25 protein-coding genes are annotated in these 25,494 nt (G+C 42.9%); 14 read left to right on the forward strand and 11 right to left on the reverse strand.

Annotation, left to right across the window (positions count from 1 at the left end; all coding sequences use genetic code 11):
* Positions 1–15: 15 nt before the first annotated feature.
* Positions 16–270 carry a hypothetical protein gene (locus tag CEW93_RS03815; protein WP_089540062.1) on the reverse strand — a complete coding sequence of 85 codons (255 nt, stop codon included), beginning with the start codon at positions 268–270 and terminating at the stop codon, positions 16–18.
* A gap of 332 nt (positions 271–602) precedes the next feature.
* On the opposite strand from CEW93_RS03815, the gene CEW93_RS03820 reads away from it, so the two are divergent.
* Positions 603–1,898 (forward strand): FAD-dependent monooxygenase, encoded by a 1,296-nt coding sequence (locus tag CEW93_RS03820; protein ID WP_089540237.1) that lies wholly within the window; start codon positions 603–605, stop codon positions 1,896–1,898.
* Between the two features lie 40 nt (positions 1,899–1,938).
* Here CEW93_RS03820 and CEW93_RS03825 read toward each other — a convergent pair whose 3' ends face one another.
* On the reverse strand, positions 1,939–2,448 hold the full coding sequence (locus tag CEW93_RS03825; RefSeq protein ID WP_089540060.1) for a peptidylprolyl isomerase: 510 nt from the start codon (positions 2,446–2,448) through the stop codon (positions 1,939–1,941).
* 238 nt (positions 2,449–2,686) lie between these two features.
* Between CEW93_RS03825 and CEW93_RS03830 the strand changes: the two genes are divergently transcribed.
* Positions 2,687–4,453: a glutamine--tRNA ligase/YqeY domain fusion protein gene (locus CEW93_RS03830; protein ID WP_089540058.1), complete on the forward strand. Its 1,767-nt coding sequence runs from the start codon at positions 2,687–2,689 to the stop codon at positions 4,451–4,453.
* A 150-nt stretch (positions 4,454–4,603) separates the two neighbouring features.
* Positions 4,604–5,218: a superoxide dismutase [Mn] gene (gene sodA, locus CEW93_RS03835; protein WP_089540056.1), complete on the forward strand. Its 615-nt coding sequence runs from the start codon at positions 4,604–4,606 to the stop codon at positions 5,216–5,218.
* 113 nt (positions 5,219–5,331) lie between these two features.
* Here sodA and CEW93_RS03840 read toward each other — a convergent pair whose 3' ends face one another.
* Together CEW93_RS03840 and rodA are read right to left on the reverse strand one after the other, a co-directional pair.
* Complete coding sequence (locus CEW93_RS03840) at positions 5,332–5,913, reverse strand: septal ring lytic transglycosylase RlpA family protein (protein WP_089540235.1); 582 nt, start codon at positions 5,911–5,913, stop codon at positions 5,332–5,334.
* Between the two features lie 385 nt (positions 5,914–6,298).
* A complete protein-coding gene (rodA, locus tag CEW93_RS03845) occupies positions 6,299–7,450 on the reverse strand; it encodes a rod shape-determining protein RodA (RefSeq protein WP_089540054.1) in 1,152 nt (383 codons plus the stop codon).
* Positions 7,451–7,594: 144 nt separating this feature from the next.
* Between rodA and CEW93_RS03850 the strand changes: the two genes are divergently transcribed.
* Positions 7,595–8,416: a D-Ala-D-Ala carboxypeptidase family metallohydrolase gene (locus CEW93_RS03850; protein ID WP_255503928.1), complete on the forward strand. Its 822-nt coding sequence runs from the start codon at positions 7,595–7,597 to the stop codon at positions 8,414–8,416.
* Positions 8,417–8,458: 42 nt separating this feature from the next.
* On the opposite strand, the gene CEW93_RS03855 is transcribed toward CEW93_RS03850, so the two are convergent.
* Both CEW93_RS03855 and CEW93_RS03860 read right to left on the reverse strand, forming a co-directional pair.
* Entirely contained in the window at positions 8,459–10,303 is a 1,845-nt protein-coding gene (locus CEW93_RS03855; RefSeq protein WP_089540052.1) for an ABC transporter ATP-binding protein, read from the reverse strand.
* A gap of 74 nt (positions 10,304–10,377) precedes the next feature.
* Positions 10,378–11,580, reverse strand: a complete 1,203-nt coding sequence (locus tag CEW93_RS03860) for an MFS transporter (RefSeq protein WP_146416636.1) — start codon at positions 11,578–11,580, stop codon at positions 10,378–10,380.
* 89 nt (positions 11,581–11,669) lie between these two features.
* On the opposite strand from CEW93_RS03860, the gene CEW93_RS03865 reads away from it, so the two are divergent.
* Positions 11,670–12,545: a LysR family transcriptional regulator gene (locus tag CEW93_RS03865; RefSeq protein WP_089539128.1), complete on the forward strand. Its 876-nt coding sequence runs from the start codon at positions 11,670–11,672 to the stop codon at positions 12,543–12,545.
* Positions 12,546–12,599: 54 nt separating this feature from the next.
* Here CEW93_RS03865 and CEW93_RS03870 read toward each other — a convergent pair whose 3' ends face one another.
* The 4 genes from CEW93_RS03870 to CEW93_RS03885 all read right to left on the reverse strand — a co-directional run bounded on the left by CEW93_RS03870 (position 12,600) and on the right by CEW93_RS03885 (position 17,274).
* Complete coding sequence (locus tag CEW93_RS03870; protein WP_089539121.1) at positions 12,600–13,049, reverse strand: cytochrome c; 450 nt, start codon at positions 13,047–13,049, stop codon at positions 12,600–12,602.
* A gap of 139 nt (positions 13,050–13,188) precedes the next feature.
* Positions 13,189–14,157 carry an oxygen-dependent coproporphyrinogen oxidase gene (gene hemF, locus CEW93_RS03875; RefSeq protein WP_089539127.1) on the reverse strand — a complete coding sequence of 323 codons (969 nt, stop codon included), beginning with the start codon at positions 14,155–14,157 and terminating at the stop codon, positions 13,189–13,191.
* 455 nt (positions 14,158–14,612) lie between these two features.
* Positions 14,613–15,929, reverse strand: a complete 1,317-nt coding sequence (locus tag CEW93_RS03880) for a S1C family serine protease (protein WP_255503930.1) — start codon at positions 15,927–15,929, stop codon at positions 14,613–14,615.
* 199 nt (positions 15,930–16,128) lie between these two features.
* Positions 16,129–17,274, reverse strand: coding sequence for a cupin domain-containing protein (locus CEW93_RS03885; protein ID WP_089539120.1), 1,146 nt, complete (start codon positions 17,272–17,274; stop codon positions 16,129–16,131).
* Between the two features lie 161 nt (positions 17,275–17,435).
* Here CEW93_RS03885 and prmB point away from each other — a divergent pair, with 161 nt between their 5' ends.
* The 6 genes from prmB to CEW93_RS03915 are packed head-to-tail and all read left to right on the forward strand — an operon-like array spanning position 17,436 to position 21,295.
* Positions 17,436–18,527, forward strand: coding sequence for a 50S ribosomal protein L3 N(5)-glutamine methyltransferase (prmB, locus tag CEW93_RS03890; RefSeq protein WP_089539119.1), 1,092 nt, complete (start codon positions 17,436–17,438; stop codon positions 18,525–18,527).
* Positions 18,524–18,934: a hypothetical protein gene (locus CEW93_RS03895; protein WP_089539118.1), complete on the forward strand. Its 411-nt coding sequence runs from the start codon at positions 18,524–18,526 to the stop codon at positions 18,932–18,934. Before prmB ends, CEW93_RS03895 begins: the two co-directional genes overlap by 4 nt.
* A 9-nt stretch (positions 18,935–18,943) precedes the next feature.
* Complete coding sequence (gene aroC / locus CEW93_RS03900) at positions 18,944–20,032, forward strand: chorismate synthase (protein WP_089539117.1); 1,089 nt, start codon at positions 18,944–18,946, stop codon at positions 20,030–20,032.
* Positions 20,033–20,040: 8 nt separating this feature from the next.
* Positions 20,041–20,448, forward strand: a complete 408-nt coding sequence (locus tag CEW93_RS03905) for a hypothetical protein (RefSeq protein WP_089539116.1) — start codon at positions 20,041–20,043, stop codon at positions 20,446–20,448.
* Positions 20,445–20,912: a Cys-tRNA(Pro) deacylase gene (ybaK, locus tag CEW93_RS03910; protein WP_089539115.1), complete on the forward strand. Its 468-nt coding sequence runs from the start codon at positions 20,445–20,447 to the stop codon at positions 20,910–20,912. The genes CEW93_RS03905 and ybaK overlap by 4 nt, the downstream gene beginning before the upstream one ends.
* Positions 20,913–20,938: 26 nt before the next feature.
* The gene (locus CEW93_RS03915; RefSeq protein WP_089539114.1) at positions 20,939–21,295 is read left to right on the forward strand and encodes a hypothetical protein; all 357 of its coding nucleotides are present in this window, start codon (positions 20,939–20,941) and stop codon (positions 21,293–21,295) included.
* A 5-nt stretch (positions 21,296–21,300) separates the two neighbouring features.
* Here CEW93_RS03915 and CEW93_RS03920 read toward each other — a convergent pair whose 3' ends face one another.
* Positions 21,301–22,095, reverse strand: coding sequence for an inner membrane protein YpjD (locus CEW93_RS03920; protein ID WP_186727883.1), 795 nt, complete (start codon positions 22,093–22,095; stop codon positions 21,301–21,303).
* Positions 22,096–22,238: 143 nt separating this feature from the next.
* Here CEW93_RS03920 and ffh point away from each other — a divergent pair, with 143 nt between their 5' ends.
* The 3 genes from ffh to CEW93_RS03935 all read left to right on the forward strand — a co-directional run bounded on the left by ffh (position 22,239) and on the right by CEW93_RS03935 (position 25,488).
* Complete coding sequence (ffh, locus tag CEW93_RS03925; protein ID WP_089539113.1) at positions 22,239–23,798, forward strand: signal recognition particle protein; 1,560 nt, start codon at positions 22,239–22,241, stop codon at positions 23,796–23,798.
* A gap of 120 nt (positions 23,799–23,918) precedes the next feature.
* Complete coding sequence (gene tsaB, locus CEW93_RS03930) at positions 23,919–24,617, forward strand: tRNA (adenosine(37)-N6)-threonylcarbamoyltransferase complex dimerization subunit type 1 TsaB (RefSeq protein ID WP_089539112.1); 699 nt, start codon at positions 23,919–23,921, stop codon at positions 24,615–24,617.
* A 28-nt stretch (positions 24,618–24,645) separates the two neighbouring features.
* Positions 24,646–25,488: an undecaprenyl-diphosphate phosphatase gene (locus CEW93_RS03935; RefSeq protein ID WP_089539111.1), complete on the forward strand. Its 843-nt coding sequence runs from the start codon at positions 24,646–24,648 to the stop codon at positions 25,486–25,488.
* Positions 25,489–25,494: the final 6 nt, after the last annotated feature.

Here is a 25,494-nt window from a genome sequence, read left to right on the forward strand (position 1 = left end):
TTTTGGACATTGAGTTTAGTAGGTAAAATTGACACCCACACGAAAATCACGACCTGCTCCTACAAGTGTGGTTTCGCCAGCACGTTGTGCGTGTGGTCGATAGTTTTCATTAAAGGCGTTATTTATGGCAAAATTTACATTCGATTTGTCATTATTGTAAGGTTTCCAAAAAAGTTGAGATGAGTAAGATATTCTTATTTGTAAATACAAATTATTATATTTTAAAATAGATTTTATTCTTGATTTAAAGTTGATATTTTGGCAAGTCATGGCAAGCCAAGATGACAGATGATAAATATAGGATTAACGGCATTTTTTTTAGTATGGGTGTATTTTTCAAGCAGAAGAATTATTGATATAATTATGAATTTTAAATATTGCTCAGCCTTATGTTGGAGCTGGCATACATCAAAACTTTATCAGGTATTTATAAGTGAGTGATTTGTGGTTAAAACCATAAATGCCCATTTAAACACAAAGAATAAACTTCTTTTTCTATGTCAAACTTGCTTTGGTGAGTGGATTTGAAAAAGTTGTGTTTTTTTATGTTTAAACAAAAATATTTTGGTAAATGCTCTCTTATTTTTTTTGTAAAAACCATCATGCCTATCACACCCATCAAACCTAATACTCAAAACCACGTCATCATCATCGGTGGCGGTCATGTCGGATTGTCTTTTGCGTTGTTGTTGGCTTATCGGGGGATTTATAGCACGTTGATTGAGACGGTTAGCTATCCTGCCATCGCCCCAGACCAAGACACCAAACGTCAGCATTATTTGGACAGTCGCAACACTGCCTTGTCTCGGCGTAGTGTGCAGATTTATCAAGAGATTAAATTGTGGCAACACCTTGAAAATCACGCTTGCCGTATTGATGGTGTGCTGATTAGTGAGTTGGGCAGCTTTGGACGAGCCACCTTAGATAAAAACGCAGAAGGCGTGGAGAGTTTTGGTTTTGTGATGGAAAATGCTTGGCTTGGCAGGCAATTATTGCAGTCGGTGAGAGCCAGTGAATTTATTACGCTTCTTGATGGCACACAAGTAACAGACATTGCCCAAGATAACACATCTGTAACGGTGCGTGCTTGCAAAGTTGGTCAGCAAACCACAGATAATTGCAACGTATCGTTGATAGAAGCACCGTTGGCGGTGGCGTGCGATGGTCAAAATTCACCCATTCGTCAGTTACTTGGTGTCAAAACCAAAGTTCATGATTATTGTCAGGTGGGTATTGTGGGCGTGGTACAAACTGACAAACCCCATCAACATCTTGCCATTGAAAAATTTAGCAGTGCAGGACCTTTGGCATTATTGCCTTTGCTTGATGAGATGGTAGATGACCATCAAAGCCATCGCCGTTCAGTGGTGTTTATCTGCCCAAAAGGCGAAGAGCAGCGTTATCTGCAAGATGATGAGCATTTTTTAGCCACTTTGCAAAGCGTGTTTGGTGATGATGCAGGCACCTTTATCAAAGCGGGCAGGCGTGGTGCTTACCCATTGTCAAAAGTGCTGGCAACACGCCAAGTCGTTGGGCGTTGCGTGCTGATGGGCAATGCGGCTCATACTTTGCACCCTGTGGCAGGGCAAGGGTTTAATCTGTGTCTAAGAGATGCTCATGCATTGGCAAATATGCTTGGTGATGTATTAAAAACTCATAGTGAGCAAGGTCGGATGGGTCGTTTTGATTTTGGCGACCAAAGTCGTTTGTTGGCGTATGAAGTGGCACGCCAAAAGGACCAAAAACGCGTGGTGCATTTTTGTGATACCGTGGTGGGAAGTTTTACAAACCCCAATCCTGTGATGAAGTTTGCTCGCAATGTTGGGCTGATAGCCTTTGACAAGATTCCCGGCATCAAACCTTTGGTGGCAAGCTACGCCATGGGGCTAAAATCTTGATATGATTGATAAAAACCGCCTTTGTGAGGCGGTTTTTGGATTATTGTTTGATGATTTTGGCAGAGTTAATCACAATCGGCTCGTTAGGTACGTCCGAATGATAACCATAACGACCTGTTGCCACGCCTTTAATTTGATTGACCACATCCATGCCGTCGGTAACTTTACCAAAAACGGCATAGCCCCAGCCTTGTGGTGTTGGGCTTGAATAATTTAAAAAGTCGTTGTTTTTTACATTGATAAAAAACTGTGCGGTGGCAGAATGCGGATCAGAAGTACGAGCCATGGCAATGGTGCCAACGTCATTTTTTAGACCATTGTCAGCTTCATTTTTGATGGGGGTACCAGTGCGTTTTTCGTTCATGTTGGCATCCATACCGCCACCTTGAATCATAAAACCATCAATCACACGGTGAAAAATCGTGCCATCATAATGACCGCTTTGCACATAATCCAAAAAGTTTGCCACGGTAACAGGGGCTTTTTCGGCATTTAGCTCAATGGTGATTTGACCGTATGTGGTGTCAAATTGTACAACAGGCAAGTCCATAGGGATTCCTTAATATAAAAATTTGGTGAATGTTTCATCAGTTGATGGGTGAATTTGCGTGCCTATTATAACAAAGTTTTTGGACAGTTGGACATAAAGACCAAATAAAATTAACAAATTACCAAAATCATACCAGTAAAATTTTTGTTGAAAAGTTTCCTTAAAATACGGTGAAATCAGCATAATTTATTATAAAAATATGATAAAATAACAAGTTTACAATAATTTTGAGAAACTTATGACTGACACCATGAATAATCCACCTGAGAAAAACGACTTTATCCGCCAAATCATTCGTGATGACTTAGCTTCTGGTAAGCATAATGGTATTGTTACACGTTTTCCGCCTGAGCCAAATGGTTATTTGCATATTGGGCACGTCAAATCCATTTGCTTAAACTTTGGTGTGGCAGATGAATTTGGGGGTGTGTGCAATTTACGTTTTGATGACACCAACCCCACTGCTGAAAAACAAGATTTTGTGGATAATATCAAGGCAGACGTGGCGTGGCTTGGCTTTGAATGGGCAGGAGAGGTGCGTTACGCATCGCATTATTTTGATAAATTGTATGAATGGGCGGTGCAACTTATCAAGCAAGGAGATGCTTATGTGGATTTTCAAACACCTGATGAGATTCGTGAACATCGGGGTGGTTTTGGCAAGCCATCTGTGCCATCTCCCCAACGTAACGCCACGATAGATGAGAACTTGATACGTTTTGAAGCCATGAAAAATGGCAAATACAAAGAGGGTGAGGCGGTATTGCGTGCCAAAATTGACATGAATCATGCCAACATGAACATGAGAGACCCTGTGATTTATCGTGTCATGCACGCTCATCACCATCAAACGGGCGATAAGTGGTGTATTTATCCGATGTATGACTATGCACACCCATTGTCAGATGCCATTGAAAACATCACACATTCTTTGTGTACGTTGGAGTTTGAAGACCATCGCCCATTTTATGATTGGGTGGTGCAAAAAATTGGTTTTGATGTGCCGCCACACCAATATGAATTCAGTCGTTTAAATCTTGACCATACTTTGACGTCTAAGCGTAAACTTAAACGTCTTGTGGAGATGGGCGTGGTCTCAGGTTGGGACGACCCACGTATGCCAACCGTGGCAGGCATGAGACGGCGTGGTTATCCTGCCGAAGGCTTAAGAGACTTCTGTCAGCGCATTGGCGTGTCCAAGGCAGATGGCGTGGTGGATTTTCGCCAGCTTGAATTTAGCATTCGTTATGTGCTAGAAAATACCACAAACCGTGGCATGGCGGTCTTACGTCCTTTAAAAGTTACCATTAGTAATTTTGATGAAGCAGTGGCAAATTTTGAAACGCTTAAAAAAGACAGTGTCAAAGCTCGTTTGGATGATGGTGTGCTATGGATTACTCAGCCAAAAAATACTAATATGGACAATGGTGAGCGTGAAATCCCCTTTACCAAAGAGATTTATATTGATAAAACAGATTTTGAGCTTAATCCCCCAGACGGCTATAAACGCCTAAGTCCAAATAACTTAGAAATTCGCTTGCGTAACAGCTATGTTCTAAAAGTGGAAAGCTGGCAAGTGGATGATAATGGGCAAGTGAGCGAGCTTATTGCCAGTATTGACCCCAAAACTTTGGGCAACAACCCAGAAGGGCGAAAAGTCAAAGGGGTAATTCATTGGGTGTCAGCAAGCCTTGGTGTTCCTGCAACCATCAGATTGTACGAACATTTGTTGTTTGAAGATGATGAGCTGACAGAAGAGCATATCGCCAATGTCAAAGCACAAAATCCAACTGCTGATGATGACACGCTTTGGGTTTTAACACACATCAATCCAAATTCGTTACAAGTGGTGAATGCTGTGATTGAACCATCTTTGGCAAATGCCCAACCTGATGAAAAATTCCAATTTGAGCGTGAAAGCTACTTTGTGGCAGATGGCGTGGAGCATACGGCTGATAATCCTGTGTTTAATCAGATTGTTGGATTAAAAGACGGATTTAAATGATTACTGCGATTTTGATAAATAACAGGCAGTTAAAGAATTTTTTGCATAAAGCATAAAATCTGCTTGAAATTTGCTACTTTTGGCTTTATATTAGAAATGCAAATCATTGATTTGTCATTAGTTTACCCACAATTTTATTAAGGAATTACCATGCCATTTACCTTGCCTGAGCTAGGTTATAGCTATGATGCTCTTGAACCACATTTTGATAAAGAAACGATGGAAATTCACCACTCACGCCATCATCAAGCATATGTCAATAACGCCAATGTTGCCTTAGAAGGCACAGAATGGGCGGATAAGTCAGCCGAAGAAGTGATTGCCAATCTTGACAAGTTGCCTGCTGACAAGCAAACCGCCGTACGCAATAACGCAGGTGGACACGCCAACCACAGCCTATTTTGGACAATTTTAAAAACAGGCACAGAGCTAAAAGGTTCTCTAAAAGAAGCCATTGTGCGTGATTTTGGGTCAGTGGAAGCATTCCAAGAACAATTTGAAAAGGCTGCCACCACTCGTTTTGGTTCTGGTTGGGCGTGGCTTGTTAAGCAGGGTGATAAGTTGGCGGTGGTCTCTACGGCCAACCAAGACAGCCCATTGATGGGTAAAGATGTGGCAGGCTGTGAAGGCACACCCATTATTGGTCTTGATGTGTGGGAACATGCCTACTATCTAAAATACCAAAACAAACGCCCAGATTATATCAAAGCGTTTTGGCATGTGGTCAATTGGGATAAAGCCCAAGAAAACTTTGATAATGCCTAATTGATGCATCAGATAAAAAGCACCTATTTTGGGTGCTTTTTTATGTAAATTAAATAAATGTAAATAAAAAACCGCAAGGAAACTTGCGGTATATTCAGCGAACTGGCGATGTATCAGGGAGCATCTACTCGCTCAATGCTGACATTGCCTGTGCCTTTTTGGGTCATGCCAATGGCTTTGGCAGCTCCATAAGATAGGTCAAGTATGCGATTATCCTTAAAAGAAGCACGGTCATTTACTTTAACCACAACGGATTTGCCATTGTCTTTATTGGTAACTTTAATATAGCAGTTCATTGGTAGGGTGCTATGAGCGGCGGTAAAGCCATTCATGTCAAAAGATTCGCCACTGGTGGTTTTGCGTCCGTGAAACTGACGACCATACCATGATGCTGTGCCAGTTTGTTTAAATTTGCTTACTGTGCTAGATGCGACAGCAGTTAGCTGACCTAGGACGTTATTGCCACCAGTTTTATTTGCCTTGGGTGGGTTTACCAAGGTGCTACTAAGTGCCAATGATGCAGGTTGGCGAGTGTTTTTGACAAGGTTGGATGAGCTATTGTGTTGGCGAGTTAGCTCACCAAGCACTTTATCAATATCGCCGTTAGAGCCTGCGGCATGGGCTGATGTTGATACATTTAGTCCAATCACAATGCTGGCTATGGCGAACAATTGTGCGTTATATTTTTGTTTCATGGTGATTACCTCTTGGTTTTGTTTCACACCGCCCAAGTCTAAACCAATAAAAACTCGGGTTATCATCAGTGATGATGGGTGTACTTCGCTCAATACCTAAGCTGACTTTAAAAAAGTTGTTCCATTTGGTCAAATCTATCATTATAGTAGGGCTTTTTTGATAAAAATCAAGTTTATCATTCCCTAAATAAATAAGATGTATTTATACCAAAAAATGTCAAAAAATACAATCAAGTATTTTTAATGACTTACAATCAAGTTAAAGATAAATAAGAACGTAAACTCATCTTTTTCTTTTTTGATAGAAAATATATGCAAAAATAATACCAAGATGAGATTTATCTTAGTATTATTCTAACTGATTTGTGGATTTTAAGGTAGGTATTTAGTAATTAGTGGTTGTTTGGTGGGTATGAATGCACATTAATAAGCCAAATCCTGCCATCAGCGTGATAATCGCAGTACCGCCATAGCTGATGAGTGGCAAAGGAACACCAACAACAGGTAAAATGCCACCGACCATGCCCATATTAACAAAAATATATACAAAAAATGACATGGTCAATGCTCCTGCCAATAATCGACAATAGATGTCAGGATTGACAAAAGCGATATAAAATGACCGCATGAGCAAGCAAGCATAAAAGAACAAGAGTAATAATACACCTGCCAAACCAAACTCTTCACTAAATGCAGCAATGATGAAGTCAGTATGACCTTCTGGCAAAAAGTGTAAATGTGATTGTGTGCCTTCCAAGTAACCCTTGCCTGTCAAGCCACCTGAACCGATGGCGGTTTGGGATTGGATAATATTCCAGCCCTTGCCCAAAGCATCCGATTCTGGGTCAAACAAGGTGATCACCCGAGTTTTTTGGTAATCGTGCATTAAAAAATTCCACATCACCCACAATAATGGGACGGAAACGGCAACTGCACTGCCAATGAGCCACCAAGGTAGCCCTGCCAAAAATAATACGAACAGTCCGCTTGCCATGACCAAAATAGACGTTCCTAAATCAGGCTCTTTGGCGATAAGCACCACAGGCACAATAATGATGGCTAATGTTGTAAAAATGGTGCTTAGAGTGGGGGGTAAATCTTTTTTGGATAAGTACCATGCACACATCATCGGCATACCAAGTTTCATAAACTCAGATGGTTGGACACTACCAAAGCCGGGAATGCGAATCCACCTTTGAGCCCCCATACGCACTTCACCTATCAGCTCCACCAAGACCAATAATACCAAACCTAACACATAAAATATTGGTGTTAATGTGCGATAAAAGTTTGGGGGGAGCTGTGCCATCACCAACATGATAACAAAGGCAATGCCATAACTGACCGCTTGACGCATGACCATGTCAGTATCTTGGGTGGACGCACTGTATAATACGGTCAAACCAATAAAACAGATGCTGATTAGGAGCATGCCAAGCCAAGGGTCAATATGCAAACGTTGCCAAATGGTGGGTTCTAGGTCTCTGCCAACAAAATGATGACTGTGCCGAGAAAAGCGGTATTGTTGAGTGTTCATGGATTTTATGAAAGTTGGCGAAAGTTTGAGTATTTTGTGTTATAATATAGCCATCTTAATGGGTAGCTAAATGGTCTATTGTAATTCATCTTTGGGCATTTTGGTAGTCTATTTGCACCATAAAAATATAAAAAAGGGGTTGTCATGATAAAAAACTCATCTGTAATCATTAGGGTGTCTTTGTTGTCTGTACTATTGTTTGGCGGTCAAGCTCAGGCGGGCATATTTTCTTGGCTGTTTGATAAAGACAAAGAAAACCAACCAAGCCAAACCACAGATGACCGCCGTGTTATCGTGCGTACAGTTGGCAACGTAGGAGAAGACCACAGCGACCACAGTCATGACATAGAGCGAAATGTTGGCACACGAGTAGATTATGAAATGTGGTTAAACCAAAGCAACTATTATCGTCAATCCGCCGAAGCGTATGAAGATTTTTTGATAAAACAGTTGGGCAAAGAAAATGTGCCGCCCATGCATGAACTTTTGACCACTGCCCGCTCTTGGAAAAAATGTGGGGCAGAGCCATATCAAGTGCCACCAAGCGAACTTTGGCATCAAATGGTGCCTACCATTCGGTTGTATAATGACCTAAAAAAATCAGGGATTTTGCCAGCTCATACCCAAATTCGCTCTGTGTATCGCAGTCCTGAGTTAAATCGTTGTGCAGGGGGTGCTCCTGCCAGCAAGCACATTACCAATGGGGCGATGGACATTTGGGTGCCTAATTATCAGGTAGGTTCGTGGCAGTTGAGTGCTGTTCAGGACAAATTATGTCAGTATTGGATAGATAATGGCGAAAATCGTCAGTTTGGTTTGGGGATTTATGCCACAGGTGCAATACATTTAGATACCCAAGGCTATCGTAAGTGGGGCGGTCAGTTTACCCAATCAAATTCGCCTTGTCGCTATGTGCTACCAAAAAAGGAAGTTTTGTATATCGATGGTCAAGGTTGGGCAGAATGATAAAAAAGGGTCTATACCCTTTTTTGTGTCCATGAGTTAAAATTAAGACAGCTCTCCCAAAAACCCACCTGATTGCCTTGCCCACAGATTGGCATAAACGCCCCCTTTGGCAACCAGTTCGTCATGACTGCCCATTTCAATGATTTGACCCTTATCCATCACCACCAGTTTGTCAAGGCTGGCGATGGTGGACAGGCGGTGAGCAATAGCAATCACGGTTTTACCCGCCATCATCATATCAAGACTTTGGGTGATGGCGTGTTCTATTTCGCTATCTAGGGCGGATGTGGCTTCATCTAACAAGAGAATGGGGGCATTTTTTAGGATAACCCGAGCGATGGCAATACGCTGACGCTGACCGCCTGAAAGCTTTACGCCACGCTCGCCCACTTGGGTATCTAGTCCTGTATTGCCATGTTTGTCTTGCAAAGATTGGATAAATTCCCACGCATGGGCTTTTTTGGCTGCCGTGATAATCTCATCATCGGTTGCATCAGGTTTGCCATAGGCGATGTTTTCACGCACTGTGCGATGTAATAGAGCGGTATCTTGGGTAACCATGCCGATTTGTTCACGCAAGGAATTTTGAGTGATGGTGCTGATGTCTTGGTCATCAATGCTGATTTTGCCGTGATTCACATCATAAAATCTTAGCAGTAGATTGACAAGGCTAGATTTGCCCGAGCCACTTCTCCCAACTAAGCCAATTTTTTCACCTGCTTTGATGTGTAGGTTAAAATCATTAAAAAGCTGTATTGTTTTATCATCTTTGCCATAATTAAAAGCCACACCATAAAAATCAATCTTTCCTTGACTGACCACAAGTGGTCGTGCGTCTTTTTTGTCGGTAATGGCGTGGGGCGTGGTGAGTGTTTTCATGCCGTCTTGAACGGTGCCAATTTGCTCAAATAAGCTTGCCATCTCCCACATAATCCACTGTACCATGCCTTTTAAACGCAAGGCAATCCCCCCTGCAACAGCAATCGCCCCAACACTGACCTGACCGATGAGCCACAGATACATACCAATGGCGGTACTGCCAACTATCATGACAAGCGAGAGTGTTTCAGTGGTGGTACCCAAAATAGAAACCCACCGCATTTGGGCATGCACGGTGCTCATAAAATCCTGCATGGCGGATTTGGCGTATTTAAGTTCACGATTTGAATGGCTAAACAGCTTTACTGCACCGATGTTGGCATAAGCATCGGTGATACGCCCTGTCATTAAAGCTCGGGCATCTGCTTGGTTACTGGCGGTTTGTCGCAGGCGTGGCAAAAAAAACTTCATGATAATGACCACGCAAATCAGCCACCCCAAAAACGGCAGAAACAGCCAAAAATCCAATCTGAACAAAATCACGCCACTGGTCATCAGATAGGCCAGCACAAACGACACCATCTCTGCCATTGTCATGATGGTATCACGCACCGATAGGGCGGTTTGCATGACTTTGGCAGAAACACGTCCTGAGAATTCATCATGATAAAACTGCATGGACTGACCCAGCATGTGTTTGTGAAACCACCAGCGAAGTCGCATGGGCAGCACGCCTTGTAGAACCTGAAAGCGGATAAGATTGCCAAAAAATTCCACAAAAACGGCAAGCAAACACAATCCCAAAATAAACGTGATTTCTTGGGATTTGGCAGGCAAAAGTGTTTGGGGGGTATAAATGGTCAGCCAATCCACGACATCGCCAACCCATGCAAATAACAACGAACCAAATATGCCCAAAAAAATAGAGATGATGATACGCAAAAAAATCCAACCCCTAGCCCCATCGGTGCACGCCCAAAAAAAAGCCATTAAGCCGTTTTTATTGGCAGGCATGGGGCTGGCAGGATAGGGATTAAGACGTTTCTCAAAATACGAAAATAAAGACATGATGATTATAAATTATCAAAAACCCTTTATTTTAGCAGATTTACCCAAAAAAAGGGCAAAATAGTGGTTGCTCATCAAATGGCTTTTTTCATAAGCAGTATCACAATCAATAAGGCAAAAATTTGTACCAAAGCAATGGTCATCAGCGTGTAATGCCATTGTCCCTGTGCATAAGCGATGCCACAAAGCCACGCCCCCACGCTGCCCCCACCATAGTATCCCATATAATACAACCCTGAGGCTAATGAGCGACCTTGTTTGACGTGGCTGGCGATATAGCTGATGGTGGCAGATTGGGTAATAAATACCCCTGATGACATGATGGTCAAGCCCAAGATGATGAGCCATAAAGGAGTGGTGGCGGTCAAAAATAGCCCCATCATAGAGCATAATACCGCCCCAATGATGGTGTTGGTCATGCCAAAGCGTGTGATGAGCCGAGATGATAAAGGTGTAATGACCATGCCGACCAAATATAAGGCAAAAATATTGGCAAGTTGGGACGCTGATAGTTGGTATGGTGTTTGAGCCAAATGCAGATTAATAAAAGTAAAACACCCCACCAAGCTAAATAAAACACAACCACCAAGCAAGCAAGCACTGAGTACGTGGCGGTTTTTTGTGTGGGATAATAAGGTGGCAAAGGCAACATGAAAGTTTTTGCTTTTGGTGAAGTTTTTGGAGTTTGGCAGTCCTTTCATGACCCACAACATACCAACAATGGTCAAAATCGCCATCACGCCATACGCCCATCGCCAACCGATTAAGTCATGTAAATGACCGCCCAAAAACCGCCCCAAAAATCCCCCAAGCACCGTTCCCATCACATATAGGCTCATCATGACTGCCAGATTGTCGCTGTATTCTTCACCAATATAGGCAATCAGCACCACTGTAATCCCTGGCACTGCCAACCCCTGCAAAAACCGCCATAGGATTAAGCTGTCTATGGAGCTACTTAGGGCAATCAGTGCGGTAGGTATGGCTAAAAGCAGTAGCGACCCGACAATAAAGCGTTTTCTACCAAAAGCGTCCGAAAGCATGCCTGTAAAAGGCGACATCAGTGCAATTGCCATGACCGTTGCCCCAACAGATAGACCTGCTTTGACTTCACTGGCATTTAAGTCGCTCATCAATACAGGCAAAATGGCTTGTACTGAATAAACTTGTAAAAATGCAAAAACACCAATTAAAGCAACCGTCAGTTTTTCAATCACGGATGGCGTGGGCGAAGAAGTGGGAAAATGTGCAGGATTTTGGCGATGTTGTGTTGGCATTGTAGCAATTTTTTTCAGAAAAAGTGTTAAATAATAACAAAAAATTTGCTAAAATTGAACAAATAATGAGTTTTGATGATGAACGATGTATGAATACGATTAATTTGGCTACTTTTATGACCGTCATGCAGACCAAGAGCATCTCGGCTGCTGCTGAAAAACTCTGTGTAACTCAGCCTGCCGTCTCAAAACGCATTAAAAGTTTAGAAGATGAGTTTGGTAGCAAGCTTTTTGATGGGGTGGGGCGAGGGATTACGCCAACCAGTTCGGCTTATGAGCTGTTGCCTTATGCCAAAAAATGGCTAGAAGAATACGAAACGTGTAAGGCAAATCTGCTGTATTCTAAGGAAGTCGCCACAGGCAAGCTCATTATTGGTACCAGCCATCATATCGGATTACATCATCTGCCCATTGTCTTAAAACAGTTCATACAGACATATCCTGCGGTACAGTTGGAAGTGCAGTTTATGGACAGCGAGACGGCTCATAAGGCGGTGATAGAAGGTTTGGTATCACTTGCCTTTTTGACTTTGCCACCAACTTTTGATAGGCGATTGTCTTATCATACTTTGTGGTCTGACCCACTATATTTTGTAACAGGTGTGGTTAGCCCTTTGGCAAAAGAGTCAGATGTTAGTTTATTAAAACTGGCTCGTTGTCCTGCCATTTTGCCTTCTGCTGATACCTTTACCAGTCAAATTACTTTGGCAGAATTTGCCAAACATAGCCTGCACCCATACGCAACGATGAATACCAATCCTTTGGAGTCTATTCGCATGTTGGTTTCGGTGGGGCTGGGCTGGTCGGTACTGCCAGAGACACTCATCAACCAAGATTTGGTAAAAATTGACATGAAAGATGATGTGGAGCTGTCTCGTCATTTGGGCATTGTGATTAATCCTGCCTTGACCTTGTCATCTAGTACGCAGGCACTGCTTGATGTGCTTGGCATTAAAAAGGCATAAATTTAAACACGCTGATAAAACACGGTCATGACACCGTGTTTTATTTGGTTAAACTTACTGTTTATAAGCCTTATGGCATGAGCCACAATTTTCTGCCATTGCACCGAATGCTTGTTCTACATCGGCGGCGGTCTTGGCGGTGTCTGCTTGTACGGCTAAGTTGGCACTGGCGGTCATAAAGGCATCTTTTTTGTCAGCAAAACCTTGGGCATCTGTCCATACAGCATCTTGGGATTTGCCTTTGGCGTTGGCATCTGCAAAATGCGACCACATGGCTTGGTTGCTGTCGTTGATGAAGTTGGCTTGCTCTTTAAAGGTGGCAGCATCAAAAGTGGCGGGGTTTTCCATCATACCTTTCATGATGTCGTTCGCTCCACGCCAATCTTGCATGAGATTTTGGCGAGCTTTTACGCTGTCAGATTGGCTGTCTGTCCCTTTGTCTCCCCCGCAGGCAGTAAGTGTCATGGCAATAAAAGTAATAGCCATCAAGTGTTTGATGTTCATATGGCTCCCTATTTGGTGGCTAAAAATCGCTAAACTATAACACAGCCACCAAAGCCACTCAATCAATTTTTCACAAATACTGTTAAACGTTACATTTAATCACAAATTATCAAATAAATGTCAGATTTTTGGTATTTGTTCAATTTTCCTTATCAAGACTGAGCCAATCTTTGGGTTTAAGATAAAAATCGGTCAGCTCAAACTCACGACTGCCTATCACAGGCTCATAACGATAAGCCCAGCTTGCCAAAGGGGGCATGCTCACCAAGATGGATTCGGTGCGTCCATTGGATTGTAAGCCAAACAGGGTACCACGGTCATACACCAAATTATACTCCACATAGCGACCACGCCGATAAAGCTGAAAGGCACGTTCATGGGGAGTGTAAGGGGTGTTTCGTCTTTTGTCAAAAATGGGCAATATGGCTTTTAGGTAGCCGTGTCCGACCGCTTTGATGAATGCAAAGCACTTATCAAAATCCCACCCCATGCTGTCAGTATTGACATCATCAAAAAACAAACCACCCACACCACGGCATTCGCCCCGATGTTTAAGATAAAAATACTCATCGCACCATGTTTTAAATTTGGGATAAACATCATCATCAAAAGCTTGGCACAGTTCATGAGCGACTTTATGCCAATGCACACAATCATCAACAACAGGATAAAAAGGTGTCAAATCAAAACCACCCCCAAACCACCAAATCGGCTCACTGCCATCAGTAGGTTTGGTAACAAATAGCCTAACATTGGCATGGCTGGTAGGGACGTGGGGGTTTTTGGGGTGCACAACCAAAGACACGCCAAGGGCTTCGGCTTTTTGACCTGCCAAAGCGGGGTGGCGAGCGGTGGCAGATGCTGGCATTTGGTCCATATGGATATGACTGAACATCACACCTGCTTTTTCTATGACTTGACCGCCTGACAAAACGCATGAGCGACCCCCACCACCTTCAGCACGTTCCCAAACATCATCAATGAATTTTTCATGACTGGCACCATCTATGCCACCTAGGCTTTCTTGAACTTCTAGGCTATGACAAATGGTGTCTTGCAAGAGTAATAAAAACTTTCGCACTTGGGCGATTTGAACATCATCAACCATAATATACACTTGTTCTCTAAAATGAGCGGTATTGTACCACCAAAAATACACTAACACAAACGCCAAAACCGCCTTTATGTCAGAGCAGCTGTATAAAATCGGTGTGTTTTATATGGTGTGAAAAGGCGTTTGTTGATGGCGATTATAGCATAAAAATATTTGATGGCTAGTGTATCAAATGGCTATTTTTATGAGCATTTGGCATTATCAGGTAATATTTTGTAACATTTTCAGTGCCTTTGTGAGCACGACTTGACAAAAATATCAGATGAATGGTTGTAAGGTGTTGTTTGGTGCAATTGGTTTGAAGTAAATTTTAAGAAAAAAAGCAACTTATGTCTGCTAATTATACCTGCCAATATTCTGCCAAATGTCAAATCAAATGTGTGCTTTGCCAGTTATTTTGGCGACTAAATGATGAGATGTTAAAAAAGGGCGAATTTGCCCTTTTTGGTTTAGCGTCCTTGCAGATGACGAAGTAGCTCGTTGAGACGTTCAGACTCTTGGGGGGTGAGCTGTCTTTGGGTGGGGGCTTGGACGGTTTGCTGAGTGGGGCGTTCACCCACAGTAATGGACAGGGTTTGTTCTACACCGTCTCTTAAAATCATGGTGTTTAAGGTGCTGTTGGGGGATTTTTTGGATACAATGCCAACTAAAGTATTTGGGTCGGTGGTCTGAACACCATCAATAGAGATGATGACATCACCTGCTTTAATGCCAGCATTATCAGCAGGACCATTTGGCATGACGTTGGCAATGGTAACGCCGTTATGTTTGGTTAAATCGGTTGGGTTAATCGGTGTGGGAGCAAGACCGACACCTAGCCAACCACGACTGACTTTACCATGTGTAATTAAGCTGTTCATGACCTGCTCAACAATGCTGGTGGGAATGGCAAAACCAATGCCCATAGAGCCACCAGAACGTGAATAAATGACTGTGTTAATGCCTACCAAAGCTCCGTTGGCATCTACCAAGGCACCGCCAGAGTTGCCGGGGTTGATGGCGGCATCAGTTTGGATAAAATCTTCAAACGTGCTAATGCCAAGCCCAGCACGTCCTGTGGCAGAGATGATGCCTTGGGTAACGGTTTGACCCACGCCAAAGGGGTTGCCAATGGCAAGTGCCACATCGCCCACATTAATGGCATCTTTACGAAAGGCAAGGGGCGTCAGATTATCCAAAGCGATTTTTATCACTGCCAAATCACTGTCGGTATCACTGCCAACCACAGTTGCCTTGCTTTTTCTGCCATCTGCCAATGCCACGACAATCTCGTGAGCTCGCTCTATGACGTGGGCGTTGGTTACGATATAGCCATCTTCGGAAACAATCACCCCAGAGCCAAGACTGCTTGTTCCTTCACTGTGTTCTTGACCTTGCCCATAGTATTCAAAAAACTGCTGTAACACAGGGTCATGGGCGTAAATACTTGATGCTTTTTGGGTGGTGTAAATGTTTACCACCGACACAGATGCACGGCTCACCGCATCGTGATAGGAGTTGATGGGAGCAGGCGTGTCAGGGTTGATTTTTGGTTGGGTGTCTATGATGGGTTGCCATGTGTCAGTTTTGTCTATTTGTTGTGCAGGTTCTTGGGTGTTTTCGTTGGGTGGTGTGCGGACATGTAATTCTTGGGGTAGATAACTTTGTAATTCATCACCATTTTTTTTAGGGTCTTGGGCAACCCACGCCAACAGTCCTGCTAGGGCAAACACCATAATCCACGGCAGGATTTTTAACATACTGATACCATGTTCTGATTGTTTCATTGAGATTTCCTAAAAGTTAATGGCGTATTATAGCAGGCTTTGGTGGTAACAAATTTACTAAATCAGTGAGTTTTTTTAGCAAAATTTTAACTAAATTTACCCAATTATTACAGTAGAAATTTGTGAATGTTTTATTTGCCATGAACTAATAAAGTGGTCATCATGCTCATGATAACACGCCTTATTTTTACAAGTTGATTTAAATTAAAATCAGCCAATGTTCATTTAGCCAAGTGGCAGCACTCATCAACAAGTCATCAGTCAAATCATCAAACAAAATTGCATCATTATTGGTAAAGCGTGTGATGAGTAAACGCTCATCATCAGTAAAGTACACGTTTTCACCATTGATGTACCAGTTGTCATCTTGCAAAACAAAACGACTGGCAGGATTTATCATCAAGCATTCACCATTTTGTAGGCGTTCGCTTAGCTCATCAGAACTAAGCTCATCTTCAAAAGCAATCATCTCATATTGGCGTTTGCTGACCAGCTCGCTGATGGCTTGGGTGATGATGGTGTTGCCTTTATCAGAGTTGAGTAAGTCAATCAGCTTATTTTTGATTGCCAAAATGCTCTCATGGCTAAGCTCATAGGCATTGGTTTGTAGGGCTTGGGGCAGAGTCAATGGCGAAAATAGCGACTGCTCACCTGTGGCAACGTCCGCCACTTCATCTAAAATCTGCACCATATTGGGACGACGAAAACCAAAAGAAAAGGTCAAACAGTCATTTTGAGCAATACCATGATGACTAAGGCGTGGTGGCACATAAAGCACGTCGCCTGCTTCTAGCACTTCATCAAAAATCAGCTCGCCCATATCATCAAGCAAGCGAATGGGCTGACCTTCCACAAATGGCGTGTTTTCATCGCACATTTTGCCCAGTTGCCAGCGTCTTTGCCCATAACCTTGTGCCAAAAACACGTCATATTCATCATAATGAGCCCCCACCGAGCCACCCACAGGAGCAACCGACACCATGATGTCATCTTGTTGCCATTTAGGGATAAAATCAAAGGCTTGCCATAATTCCCCCAGCTCTGGCGACCATGCTTCTAGGTTTTGTACCAAAATCGTCCAAAGTTTTGGCGTGTTTTGCAGGTCATGTTCACTAAGCGGTGAGTTTTTAAGTGTCCACTCATTAGGATTACCATCTTTTTGGGTGATGAGCCGAGCTGATACCCCTTCTTGTACTGCCAAATCTAGCACGTCTGTTGGCTCAAACATACCCACCAATGCAGGCAAACCTTGTTTAATTAAAAGTGGTTTTTTTTGCCAATATTCTGCCAAAAAAATCTGCGGCGTGATGTCATTGGGCAAACAAAAAGGGAGTTTATCGTTCATAATATGCTCTTATTTGGGTTCAAACTGCACTATTATAGCAATATTCTGTCTTAAAAACATTTTTGCTGATGAAATTAACTGATGGGGTTTAAAAATTGGTTTAAAAATTGGATATTTTTCTTTATAATGGGAGTTTTATTTTGTGTCATTTAGAGAATATCATGTCAGATACGCACCAGTTTAGCGATGAGTTTCAAGACGAGTGTTTAGAAGATGGTAAATTAAGTCAATCGCAGATGAATGAGCTGTACGCTGAGCTTGACGAAGCAGGACAAAATTTACGCACCATTCGTGATTTTATCCGTTTTTGTGTCAGCAAACTGCGTCAATATGATGTGGTGGTTGCCCAAGGTACCACGGACGAGTTTGCCGAAGCGGCAGCGATTGTGCTACATACCTTATCCTTAGATTGGTCAGCAGATGAGCAAATTTTGGATTGTCGTTTGACTGATGGTGAAAAACAGGCAGTTTTGACCTTGTTATCAGAACGTATCATTCAGCGTAAGCCTTTGAGTTATTTGATAAATTTGGCATATTTTTGCAACATGCCTTTTTACGTGGATGAGCGAGTACTCATTCCACGTTCACCGATAGCTGAGCTGATTAACCAAAAATTTTATCCTTATTTTGATGTGGACGACAGCAAAAAGAGCGAATTTTTTGTTCATGGTTTGCCAGAGATGCAACTGTCGCCCCCTGAGCGGATTTTGGATTTGTGTACTGGCTCAGGCTGTATCGCCATTGCGTTGGCGGCACAGTTTTTAGATGCCAATGTTGATGCCATTGATATTGATAAAGATGCCCTAGAAGTGGCATGGACCAATGTGGAACATCATGAGCTTGCCCATCAGGTCAATTTATTACAAAGTGATTTGTTTGAAAAATTACCTGCTGAAAATCAGTACGAGCTGATTGTTACCAATCCGCCTTATGTGGATGCAGCGATTATGGCGGAGTTGCCCCCTGAGTTTTTGCATGAGCCAGAGCATGCCTTGGCCGCAGGACAAGATGGGCTGGATTTGGTACATCAGATTTTGTATCACGCTCCTGATTATCTGACCCGTGATGGACTTTTGGTATGTGAAGTGGGCGAGAGCGAATGGGCGCTTCGTCAAGCCTATCCACAGATACAGTTTGACTGGCTGAATTTTGAAAAGGGCGGCAGTGGTGTGTTTGCCATGACTTGTGATGAGCTTTTGGAGTATCGAGATGAGTTTAAAAAACAAGTGGTGCGGGTAAAAGGTGAGTTATGATAGAAATGGCTTCTATCAAAATTGGCACCATTTTTACCAATGCTGAGTTGATGGAAAAGTTTGGTGTCTCTAATTCTGGCGGTATGCGGCGTAGCCTTAAAAACAATCTGCTGATTTTAATTCATAAAAAAGACAGTGTTTATCAAGACCGTTGGCAAGATGATAAGCTACTTTATACGGGTATGGGCTTGAAGGGCGACCAAGACATTGATTTTGGCCAAAACAAAACTTTGGCACAATCAAGGACCAATGGTGTTACCGTACTCTTATTTAACAATCCTAAATCAAACGTTTATGAATATGAAGGTGAAGTGGTGCTTGCAGGCACGCCTTTTTATGAAAAACAGCACGATGAAGGCAGTCAAGTACGTCAAGTGGTGATGTTTCCATTGGCATTTAAATCATAAAGGACAATCATGGCAGGCAATACAATAGGACAACTGTTTAAAGTAACCACCTGTGGCGAATCGCATGGTGTGGGGTTGATGGCGATTGTGGATGGTGTGCCACCCAATCTGCCACTTTGTGAAGCGGATTTGCAAATTGAACTTGACAGACGCAAACCCGGCACGTCTAAATTTGCTACCCAACGCCGTGAAGATGATGTGGTGGAGATTATCTCTGGGGTGTTTGAAGGGCGAACCACAGGCACACCCATCGGGCTACTCATTCGCAATACCGACCAAAAATCCAAAGATTACGGCAACATCGCCAGCACCTTTCGCCCCAATCACGCCGATTATACTTATACCATGAAATATGGCTTTCGCGATTATCGGGGCGGTGGGCGTTCTTCTGCTCGTGAAACTGCCATGCGTGTGGCGGCAGGGGCGATTGCCAAAAAGTATTTAAAAGAGCGGCTCGGTATCGTCATTCGTGGTCATGTAACGCAAATCGGCAATGAAAAGGCGGAAAAATTAGATTGGGAGCTGGTCAATCAAAATCCGTTTTTTTGTGGTGATGAAAACGCCATACTCCGTTTTGAAAAACTCATCACCTCTTTACGAGAGCAAGGCACCAGTTGTGGGGCGAAGCTCGAGATTTTTGCTGAAAATGTGCCAGTGGGTTTGGGCGAGCCAGTATTTGATAGGCTAGATGCTGATATTGCTCATGCAATGATGAGTATCAATGCCGTCAAGGCGGTGGAGATTGGGGATGGTTTTGCCGTGGCGGAGCAGTTTGGTCATGAAGCACAGGACGAGCTGACCCCTGATGGTTTTTTGGCAAATCATGCAGGCGGGATTTTGGGTGGGATTAGTAGCGGTCAAACCATTCGTGTGGCAATCGCCCTAAAACCAACCGCCAGTATCACCACCAAAGGCAAGACCATTAACCTACAAGGTGAGCCTGTGGAGGTCATCACCAAAGGTCGCCATGACCCTTGTGTGGGTGTGCGAGCCACGCCGATTGCTGAGGCCATGCTAGCAATTGTCCTACTTGACCATTATTTGCGTCATCGTGCCCAAAACGCTGATGTGGTGCAGCCTTTGATGCCAATTAAATAGGTGAGCTGATGAAAATTAAGTCATTCTTTGTTGTGTCTTTACTGATTTTAACTGCTTGCAACGACCCAAACATTCAGCAAACCGCCAAAAATCTTGGTGTAGAAAACATCACTGACATTGGTGTCAATATGTTTGCTAATGCAGTACAAACCGAGTGTGAAAATCAATTACAAAACAATGAAGCCTTTGCCAATTTGGTACTGACAGAAGGGCAAAAAGTAAATTTGTGTGGCTGTACGGCTGATGAATTAAAGGCAAATTTAAGCCAAGATAAATTATCAAGCTTTCTTAAAGAAGGCAGCATAGACACCAAAGCCATTAGTGGTGTGGTAACAGGTGCGATGGCAACGTGCACCACAAGACAACCAAACATTGCCACAATGTCAAGCGAAAACCAAGACAAGAGCAAACCATGACCCCTGCCATTCGCCTGCTAAAACAGCAAAACATTGCCCATAGTGTTCATGAGTATGAACATGACCCCAATAACACCAATTTTGGGTTGGAAGCGTGTGAGAAGCTAGGCTTATCTGCTGATGAAGTGTTTAAAACTTTACTGACTACTGATGGTAAACAGTGCTTTGTAGCGATTTTGCCAGTACAAAACACACTTAATCTAAAAAAGATGGCAACTGCCGTGAATGTGAAAAAATTGGTGATGGCAAATCCTGCCGATGCTGAGCGTATCACAGGCTATATTGTGGGTGGCATTAGCCCCATTGCTCAAAAAAAGCGTTTAAAGACGGTCATTGATGAACGTGCCAAACAACTTGATACCATGTATGTCAGTGGCGGTCGGCGTGGGCTAGATATCGCAATCGCTCCTGATGATTTGGCTAAGGTCTTGTCAGCGGAGTTTGTCGGTATTGTAGATGAGTAGTATTTAATCAAAATCTGGGATATTTTATGCAAAAATTAGCAACAATGGCATTGATGACGTCTTTGTTTTTAACGGGTTGTGCCAGTACAGATGGTAATTTTTTGGGCGATGTCAGCACACAGTTATTTACCGAAGCGGTGGATAAAAAATGTCGCAGTGAACTTAATGACAACAAAACTTATCAAATGGTGGCGTTGTTGATGAGTGATGTTCAAAAAAATAAACTGGAAGATAAAGTGTGTGGCTGTGTGGCAGATGAAGCGATAAAAAGTGTCAGCATGAATGAAATTGGTCAGGCGGTCATTGACAGTTCAGCACGTCCACGGATTGTTACTAAGGCGGTTACGCAAACACTAAGTGCTTGTGTGCAAAAGCTTATTTAATTGGCTTAGGATAATATTAATTCCATTACAGTTTTTGAGCCTAAAAACCCCATCGCAAGCAGGATAAAACCATAAATGGTAAAGTTGGCGGCACGATTCCCCCGCCAGCCTTGTTTATAATGCCCAATGATAAACACGCCGAATACCAACCAAGATAATGCACTAAAAAACAGCTTGTGAGCGATGTGTTGTTCTAGGACATTATAAGTTGCCATCAGTCCCAAACCAAGTGCCAGACTAAGTAGCACAAAACCCATCAAAATCATATCAAACAATAAACTTTCCATGCTTTGTAAGTTTGGTAATTTACTCACCCAAAAACGCTGACGAGTTTTGCGTTTAAGCTCTCGGATTTGCAGTTTCAATAAAACCGCTTGTACAAACGCCATCAGCAACACGCAATACGCCCCAAAAGACAGTAAAATATGGCTTTGTAAGCCCAAATTCATGTTGGTGAGTGGTTGGTAGGGGGCTTGTCCAAATTGTCCAAAACTCATGCCAATGATGGCGGTTGGCACAGCAAGTACGCCCAAGCTTAAAATCGGACGATACAAACTAAACAGCACAAAAAATATCGCACAAAATATCCCTGTCAAACTTAGGGCGTTAAAAATATTAAAATTTAACCCATAAAGCGTGATGATTTGGGGTGTTAAGACCATACCATGCAAGATGATGGCGAGTGTCAGCATGGTAAGTGTGGGGGCTTTTTTGATGGATTTTTCTTTGAGCAAAGCATGATACAGATGTAAACCTACCCCTGCATAAATCAGTATGCTACATAAATATAAGACAAACACAAAAGCCCCTTTGTTGGTCAAATTGGTACAAAAAATGCAACCATAAGGTAAATAAAGCAGACAATAATATGCGATAATAATAGCATAATTTTTAAAATTAGCATAAAATAACCCAAATTTTTATCAATGATTTTGGAAGACTCATGTTTGATACCTTAACTGAACGCCTATCAGGTACGTTGCACAAACTGTCAGGTCAAGCAACATTGACCGAAGATAACATCAAAGATACTTTGCGTGAAGTGCGTATGGCACTTTTGGAAGCTGACGTGGCATTGGGTGTGGCTCGTGATTTTGTGGCTCGTGTCAAAGAGCAGGCACTTGGTCAAGAAGTGCTAAAAGAGCTTGCCCCTGGTCAGGCTTTTGTTAAAATTGTTTATGATGAACTCACGGAGATGATGGGTTCGGCAAACCAAGCCTTAGAAATGACAGGTAAGCCACCCGTGGTCTATTTGCTGGCAGGTTTGCAAGGGGCGGGTAAAACCACCACTGCTGGTAAGCTTGCCAAATTTTTACAAGAAAAACAAAAGAAAAAAGTCATGCTTGTCTCAGCAGACGTGTACCGACCTGCTGCCATCAATCAACTTGAATTTGTGGCAAATCAAGTCGGAGCGATGTTTGTGCCATCTAGCATCAGTGAAAACCCCATTGACATTGCCAAACGTGCCATTGAAGAAGCTAAAATCAAATTTGCCGACATTCTTATCATTGATACCGCAGGTCGCCTTGCCATTGATGAAGAGATGATGACAGAGATTAAGCAGCTCACAGAAGCGGTTGCTCCTACTGAGACTTTGTTTGTGGTGGACAGCATGACAGGTCAGGACGCTGCCAATACTGCCAAAGCGTTTAATGATGCTTTACCTTTGACGGGTGTGATTTTGACCAAAACTGATGGCGATGCTCGGGGTGGGGCGGCATTATCGGTGCGAGCCATTACAGGTAAACCGATTAAGTTTTTGGGGCGTGGTGAAAAGCTAGAAGCTCTTGAGATGTTCCACCCTGAACGTATTGCTCAGCGAATTTTGGGCATGGGTGATGTGCTAAGTTTGGTGGAAGAGGTTGAAAATAAAATTGACCGTGAACAAGCCGAACGCATGGCAAAAAAAATCCAAAAGGGCGGTGAGTTTGATTTAGATGATTTATTAAATCAATTTCAACAAATGAAAAACATGGGGGGCATGGCAGGATTTTTGGATAAAATGCCGGGCATGAGTGGAGCCAATATCCAAGACGCCTTAGCACAAGCCAAACCAGAGGAGCGTGTCAAAGAGATGGAGGCACTGATTCACTCCATGACACCTTTTGAACGTCAAAACCCTGATAAAATCACACCTAGCCGTAAACGCCGTATCGCAGCTGGTTCAGGCAAGCAAATTCAAGATGTCAATGCTTTGTTAAAACAACACAAACAGATGGCAAAAATGATGAAAATGATAAGCCGTCCTGACGGTATTGCCAAGATGATGAAAGCAGTACAAGGTTTGACTAAGGGCATGTCAGGCGGTGGTGGACCGTTGTTTGGCGGCAACAATCAGCATGGCAAGCAGGATTTTGCAAAAATGGCAAATGACATACATGCCATGGGGCTGGACCCAAGTAGCATTAATCTGAACATGAGCGAAGATGAAATTCGCAAAAAGATGAATGAGCTGCAAAACGCCAATCATGCGATGGGCGGTAAGTTTAAAAAGCGTTTTTAATGACATTTTGGTAGATGACACCGCTTTTGGGCGGTGTTTTTATTGGTGTTTTTGCTGATAAATTATGCTTTATCTGATTTTGGCTTTATGTTATGATAGCCATTTTGATATTTAACCGCTATGACAAACTCCCCCATTTTGATTGCCTTTGATACGGTTTTTGACCAATGTTCCATCGCCATTTTGCAGGGCGATGATGTGATTTATACCAAGACGGTGGCAGGCGGACGTGGACAGACAGAGATTATCTTATCCATGCTAGATAATGCTTTGAAAGAGACAAATATTAATTTATCTGATGTGGGTGTTTGGGCGTTTAACCGTGGACCGGGGGCATTTAGTGGCATTCGTATCAATACTGCGGTTGTACAGGCATTGTCAATTGCCAACAACTCACCTTGTGTTGGTGTATCTAGCTTGATGACACTGGCATATATGGCGTATGAGCAGAGCGCTCAAAAAGAACAAAATATGACCATCACGGCGGTAATGGACGCACGTCAAAATCAAGTTTATGCAGGCGATTTTATCATTGATAATGGCACGCTGATTAGCAAAGATGAGTATCTGTTAGATTATGACGGCGTAGTACAAGCGGACATGGTTGTGGGTGATGGGGTGGATTTGGTGCAAACAAATGCTCAAAAAATGGTTGTACAACCAACCGCCCAGCACATCGCACGCCTTGCTTATCCTTTGTTTATCAAAGGTGAAGCGGTAACAGCCGAACACGCTTTGCCTGTATATTTGCGTCATAATGCTTGGAAAACACTTGCAGAGCAAGGCAAAAATAATCCCACCCATCAGACCAACCAATAAAAATCACACCAAATTCAAAGCTGACCTTATGGATATTTTATTATTGATTAAAGCCATCATCATGGGCATTGTTGAAGGCATTGCTGAATTTTTACCCATTTCTAGCACGGGTTATCTCATTTTATCAGCAGACATGATGGATTTTTGGAACAAAGATAAACGTGATTTATTCATTGTCTTTATCCAGTTGGGGGCGATTTTGGCGGTTATTTATGATTATTGGGGGCGACTGTGGACAGCATTTATGGGGTTAATCACAGGCAAGGCTGACGGCATGGCAAATCCACGCGGGCTTGGCGTGGCACTCATCATTGCCACCGTGCCTGTCATGTTGGTGGGTTTTACCATGAAAGATTATATCACAGGGGTGTTGTTTCACCCTTTGGTGGTGGCGACCATGCTTATCATTGGGGCGATACTGATTATGTATGTGGAAAAACACCCACGCCCCATCAAAGCCCAAGAAGCCGAACACATTGACTTTAAAATGGCACTGAAAATCGGACTGGCTCAATGCCTTGCTCTAATCCCCGGCACAAGCCGTTCTGGTTCAACCATCATCGGAGCGTTGTGGTTTGGAGCGTCTCGTAAGGCAGCGACTGAGTTTTCATTTTTTTTGGGCATTCCTGTGATTGTGGGGGCAGCATTATTAGATTTGCTTGATAAAAAAGACGCTTTGCAAACTTCCCAAGATTGGGCGATTTTGGGCGTGGGAACGGTGGTGTCGTTTATTGTGGCGCTATTGTGTATCCGCTTTATGGTGGCGTGGGTTTCCAAAAAAGACTTTATGATTTTTGCCTATTTGCGGATTGTTACAGGGGTGATTGTACTGCTGGCGTATTTTGTGTTTGGCTATCAAATTTCAGGTTGATGGTGT

It is taken from the genome of Moraxella sp. VT-16-12, assembly GCF_002224245.2.
Classification (GTDB): domain Bacteria; phylum Pseudomonadota; class Gammaproteobacteria; order Pseudomonadales; family Moraxellaceae; genus Moraxella.

Bases quoted from the DNA above. Each gene is read 5' to 3' on its own strand.
- CEW93_RS03815 (WP_089540062.1), bottom strand. From the start codon at position 270: ATGACTTGCCAAAATATCAACTTTAAATCAAGAATAAAATCTATTTTA.
- CEW93_RS03820 (WP_089540237.1), top strand. From the start codon at position 603: ATGCCTATCACACCCATCAAACCTAATACTCAAAACCACGTCATCATC.
- CEW93_RS03825 (WP_089540060.1), bottom strand. From the start codon at position 2,448: ATGGACTTGCCTGTTGTACAATTTGACACCACATACGGTCAAATCACC.
- CEW93_RS03830 (WP_089540058.1), top strand. From the start codon at position 2,687: ATGACTGACACCATGAATAATCCACCTGAGAAAAACGACTTTATCCGC.
- sodA (WP_089540056.1), top strand. From the start codon at position 4,604: ATGCCATTTACCTTGCCTGAGCTAGGTTATAGCTATGATGCTCTTGAA.
- CEW93_RS03840 (WP_089540235.1), bottom strand. From the start codon at position 5,913: ATGAAACAAAAATATAACGCACAATTGTTCGCCATAGCCAGCATTGTG.
- rodA (WP_089540054.1), bottom strand. From the start codon at position 7,450: ATGAACACTCAACAATACCGCTTTTCTCGGCACAGTCATCATTTTGTT.
- CEW93_RS03850 (WP_255503928.1), top strand. From the start codon at position 7,595: ATGATAAAAAACTCATCTGTAATCATTAGGGTGTCTTTGTTGTCTGTA.
- CEW93_RS03855 (WP_089540052.1), bottom strand. From the start codon at position 10,303: ATGTCTTTATTTTCGTATTTTGAGAAACGTCTTAATCCCTATCCTGCC.
- CEW93_RS03860 (WP_146416636.1), bottom strand. From the start codon at position 11,580: ATGCCAACACAACATCGCCAAAATCCTGCACATTTTCCCACTTCTTCG.
- CEW93_RS03865 (WP_089539128.1), top strand. From the start codon at position 11,670: ATGAATACGATTAATTTGGCTACTTTTATGACCGTCATGCAGACCAAG.
- CEW93_RS03870 (WP_089539121.1), bottom strand. From the start codon at position 13,049: ATGAACATCAAACACTTGATGGCTATTACTTTTATTGCCATGACACTT.
- hemF (WP_089539127.1), bottom strand. From the start codon at position 14,157: ATGGTTGATGATGTTCAAATCGCCCAAGTGCGAAAGTTTTTATTACTC.
- CEW93_RS03880 (WP_255503930.1), bottom strand. From the start codon at position 15,929: ATGAAACAATCAGAACATGGTATCAGTATGTTAAAAATCCTGCCGTGG.
- CEW93_RS03885 (WP_089539120.1), bottom strand. From the start codon at position 17,274: ATGAACGATAAACTCCCTTTTTGTTTGCCCAATGACATCACGCCGCAG.
- prmB (WP_089539119.1), top strand. From the start codon at position 17,436: ATGTCAGATACGCACCAGTTTAGCGATGAGTTTCAAGACGAGTGTTTA.
- CEW93_RS03895 (WP_089539118.1), top strand. From the start codon at position 18,524: ATGATAGAAATGGCTTCTATCAAAATTGGCACCATTTTTACCAATGCT.
- aroC (WP_089539117.1), top strand. From the start codon at position 18,944: ATGGCAGGCAATACAATAGGACAACTGTTTAAAGTAACCACCTGTGGC.
- CEW93_RS03905 (WP_089539116.1), top strand. From the start codon at position 20,041: ATGAAAATTAAGTCATTCTTTGTTGTGTCTTTACTGATTTTAACTGCT.
- ybaK (WP_089539115.1), top strand. From the start codon at position 20,445: ATGACCCCTGCCATTCGCCTGCTAAAACAGCAAAACATTGCCCATAGT.
- CEW93_RS03915 (WP_089539114.1), top strand. From the start codon at position 20,939: ATGCAAAAATTAGCAACAATGGCATTGATGACGTCTTTGTTTTTAACG.
- ffh (WP_089539113.1), top strand. From the start codon at position 22,239: ATGTTTGATACCTTAACTGAACGCCTATCAGGTACGTTGCACAAACTG.
- tsaB (WP_089539112.1), top strand. From the start codon at position 23,919: ATGACAAACTCCCCCATTTTGATTGCCTTTGATACGGTTTTTGACCAA.
- CEW93_RS03935 (WP_089539111.1), top strand. From the start codon at position 24,646: ATGGATATTTTATTATTGATTAAAGCCATCATCATGGGCATTGTTGAA.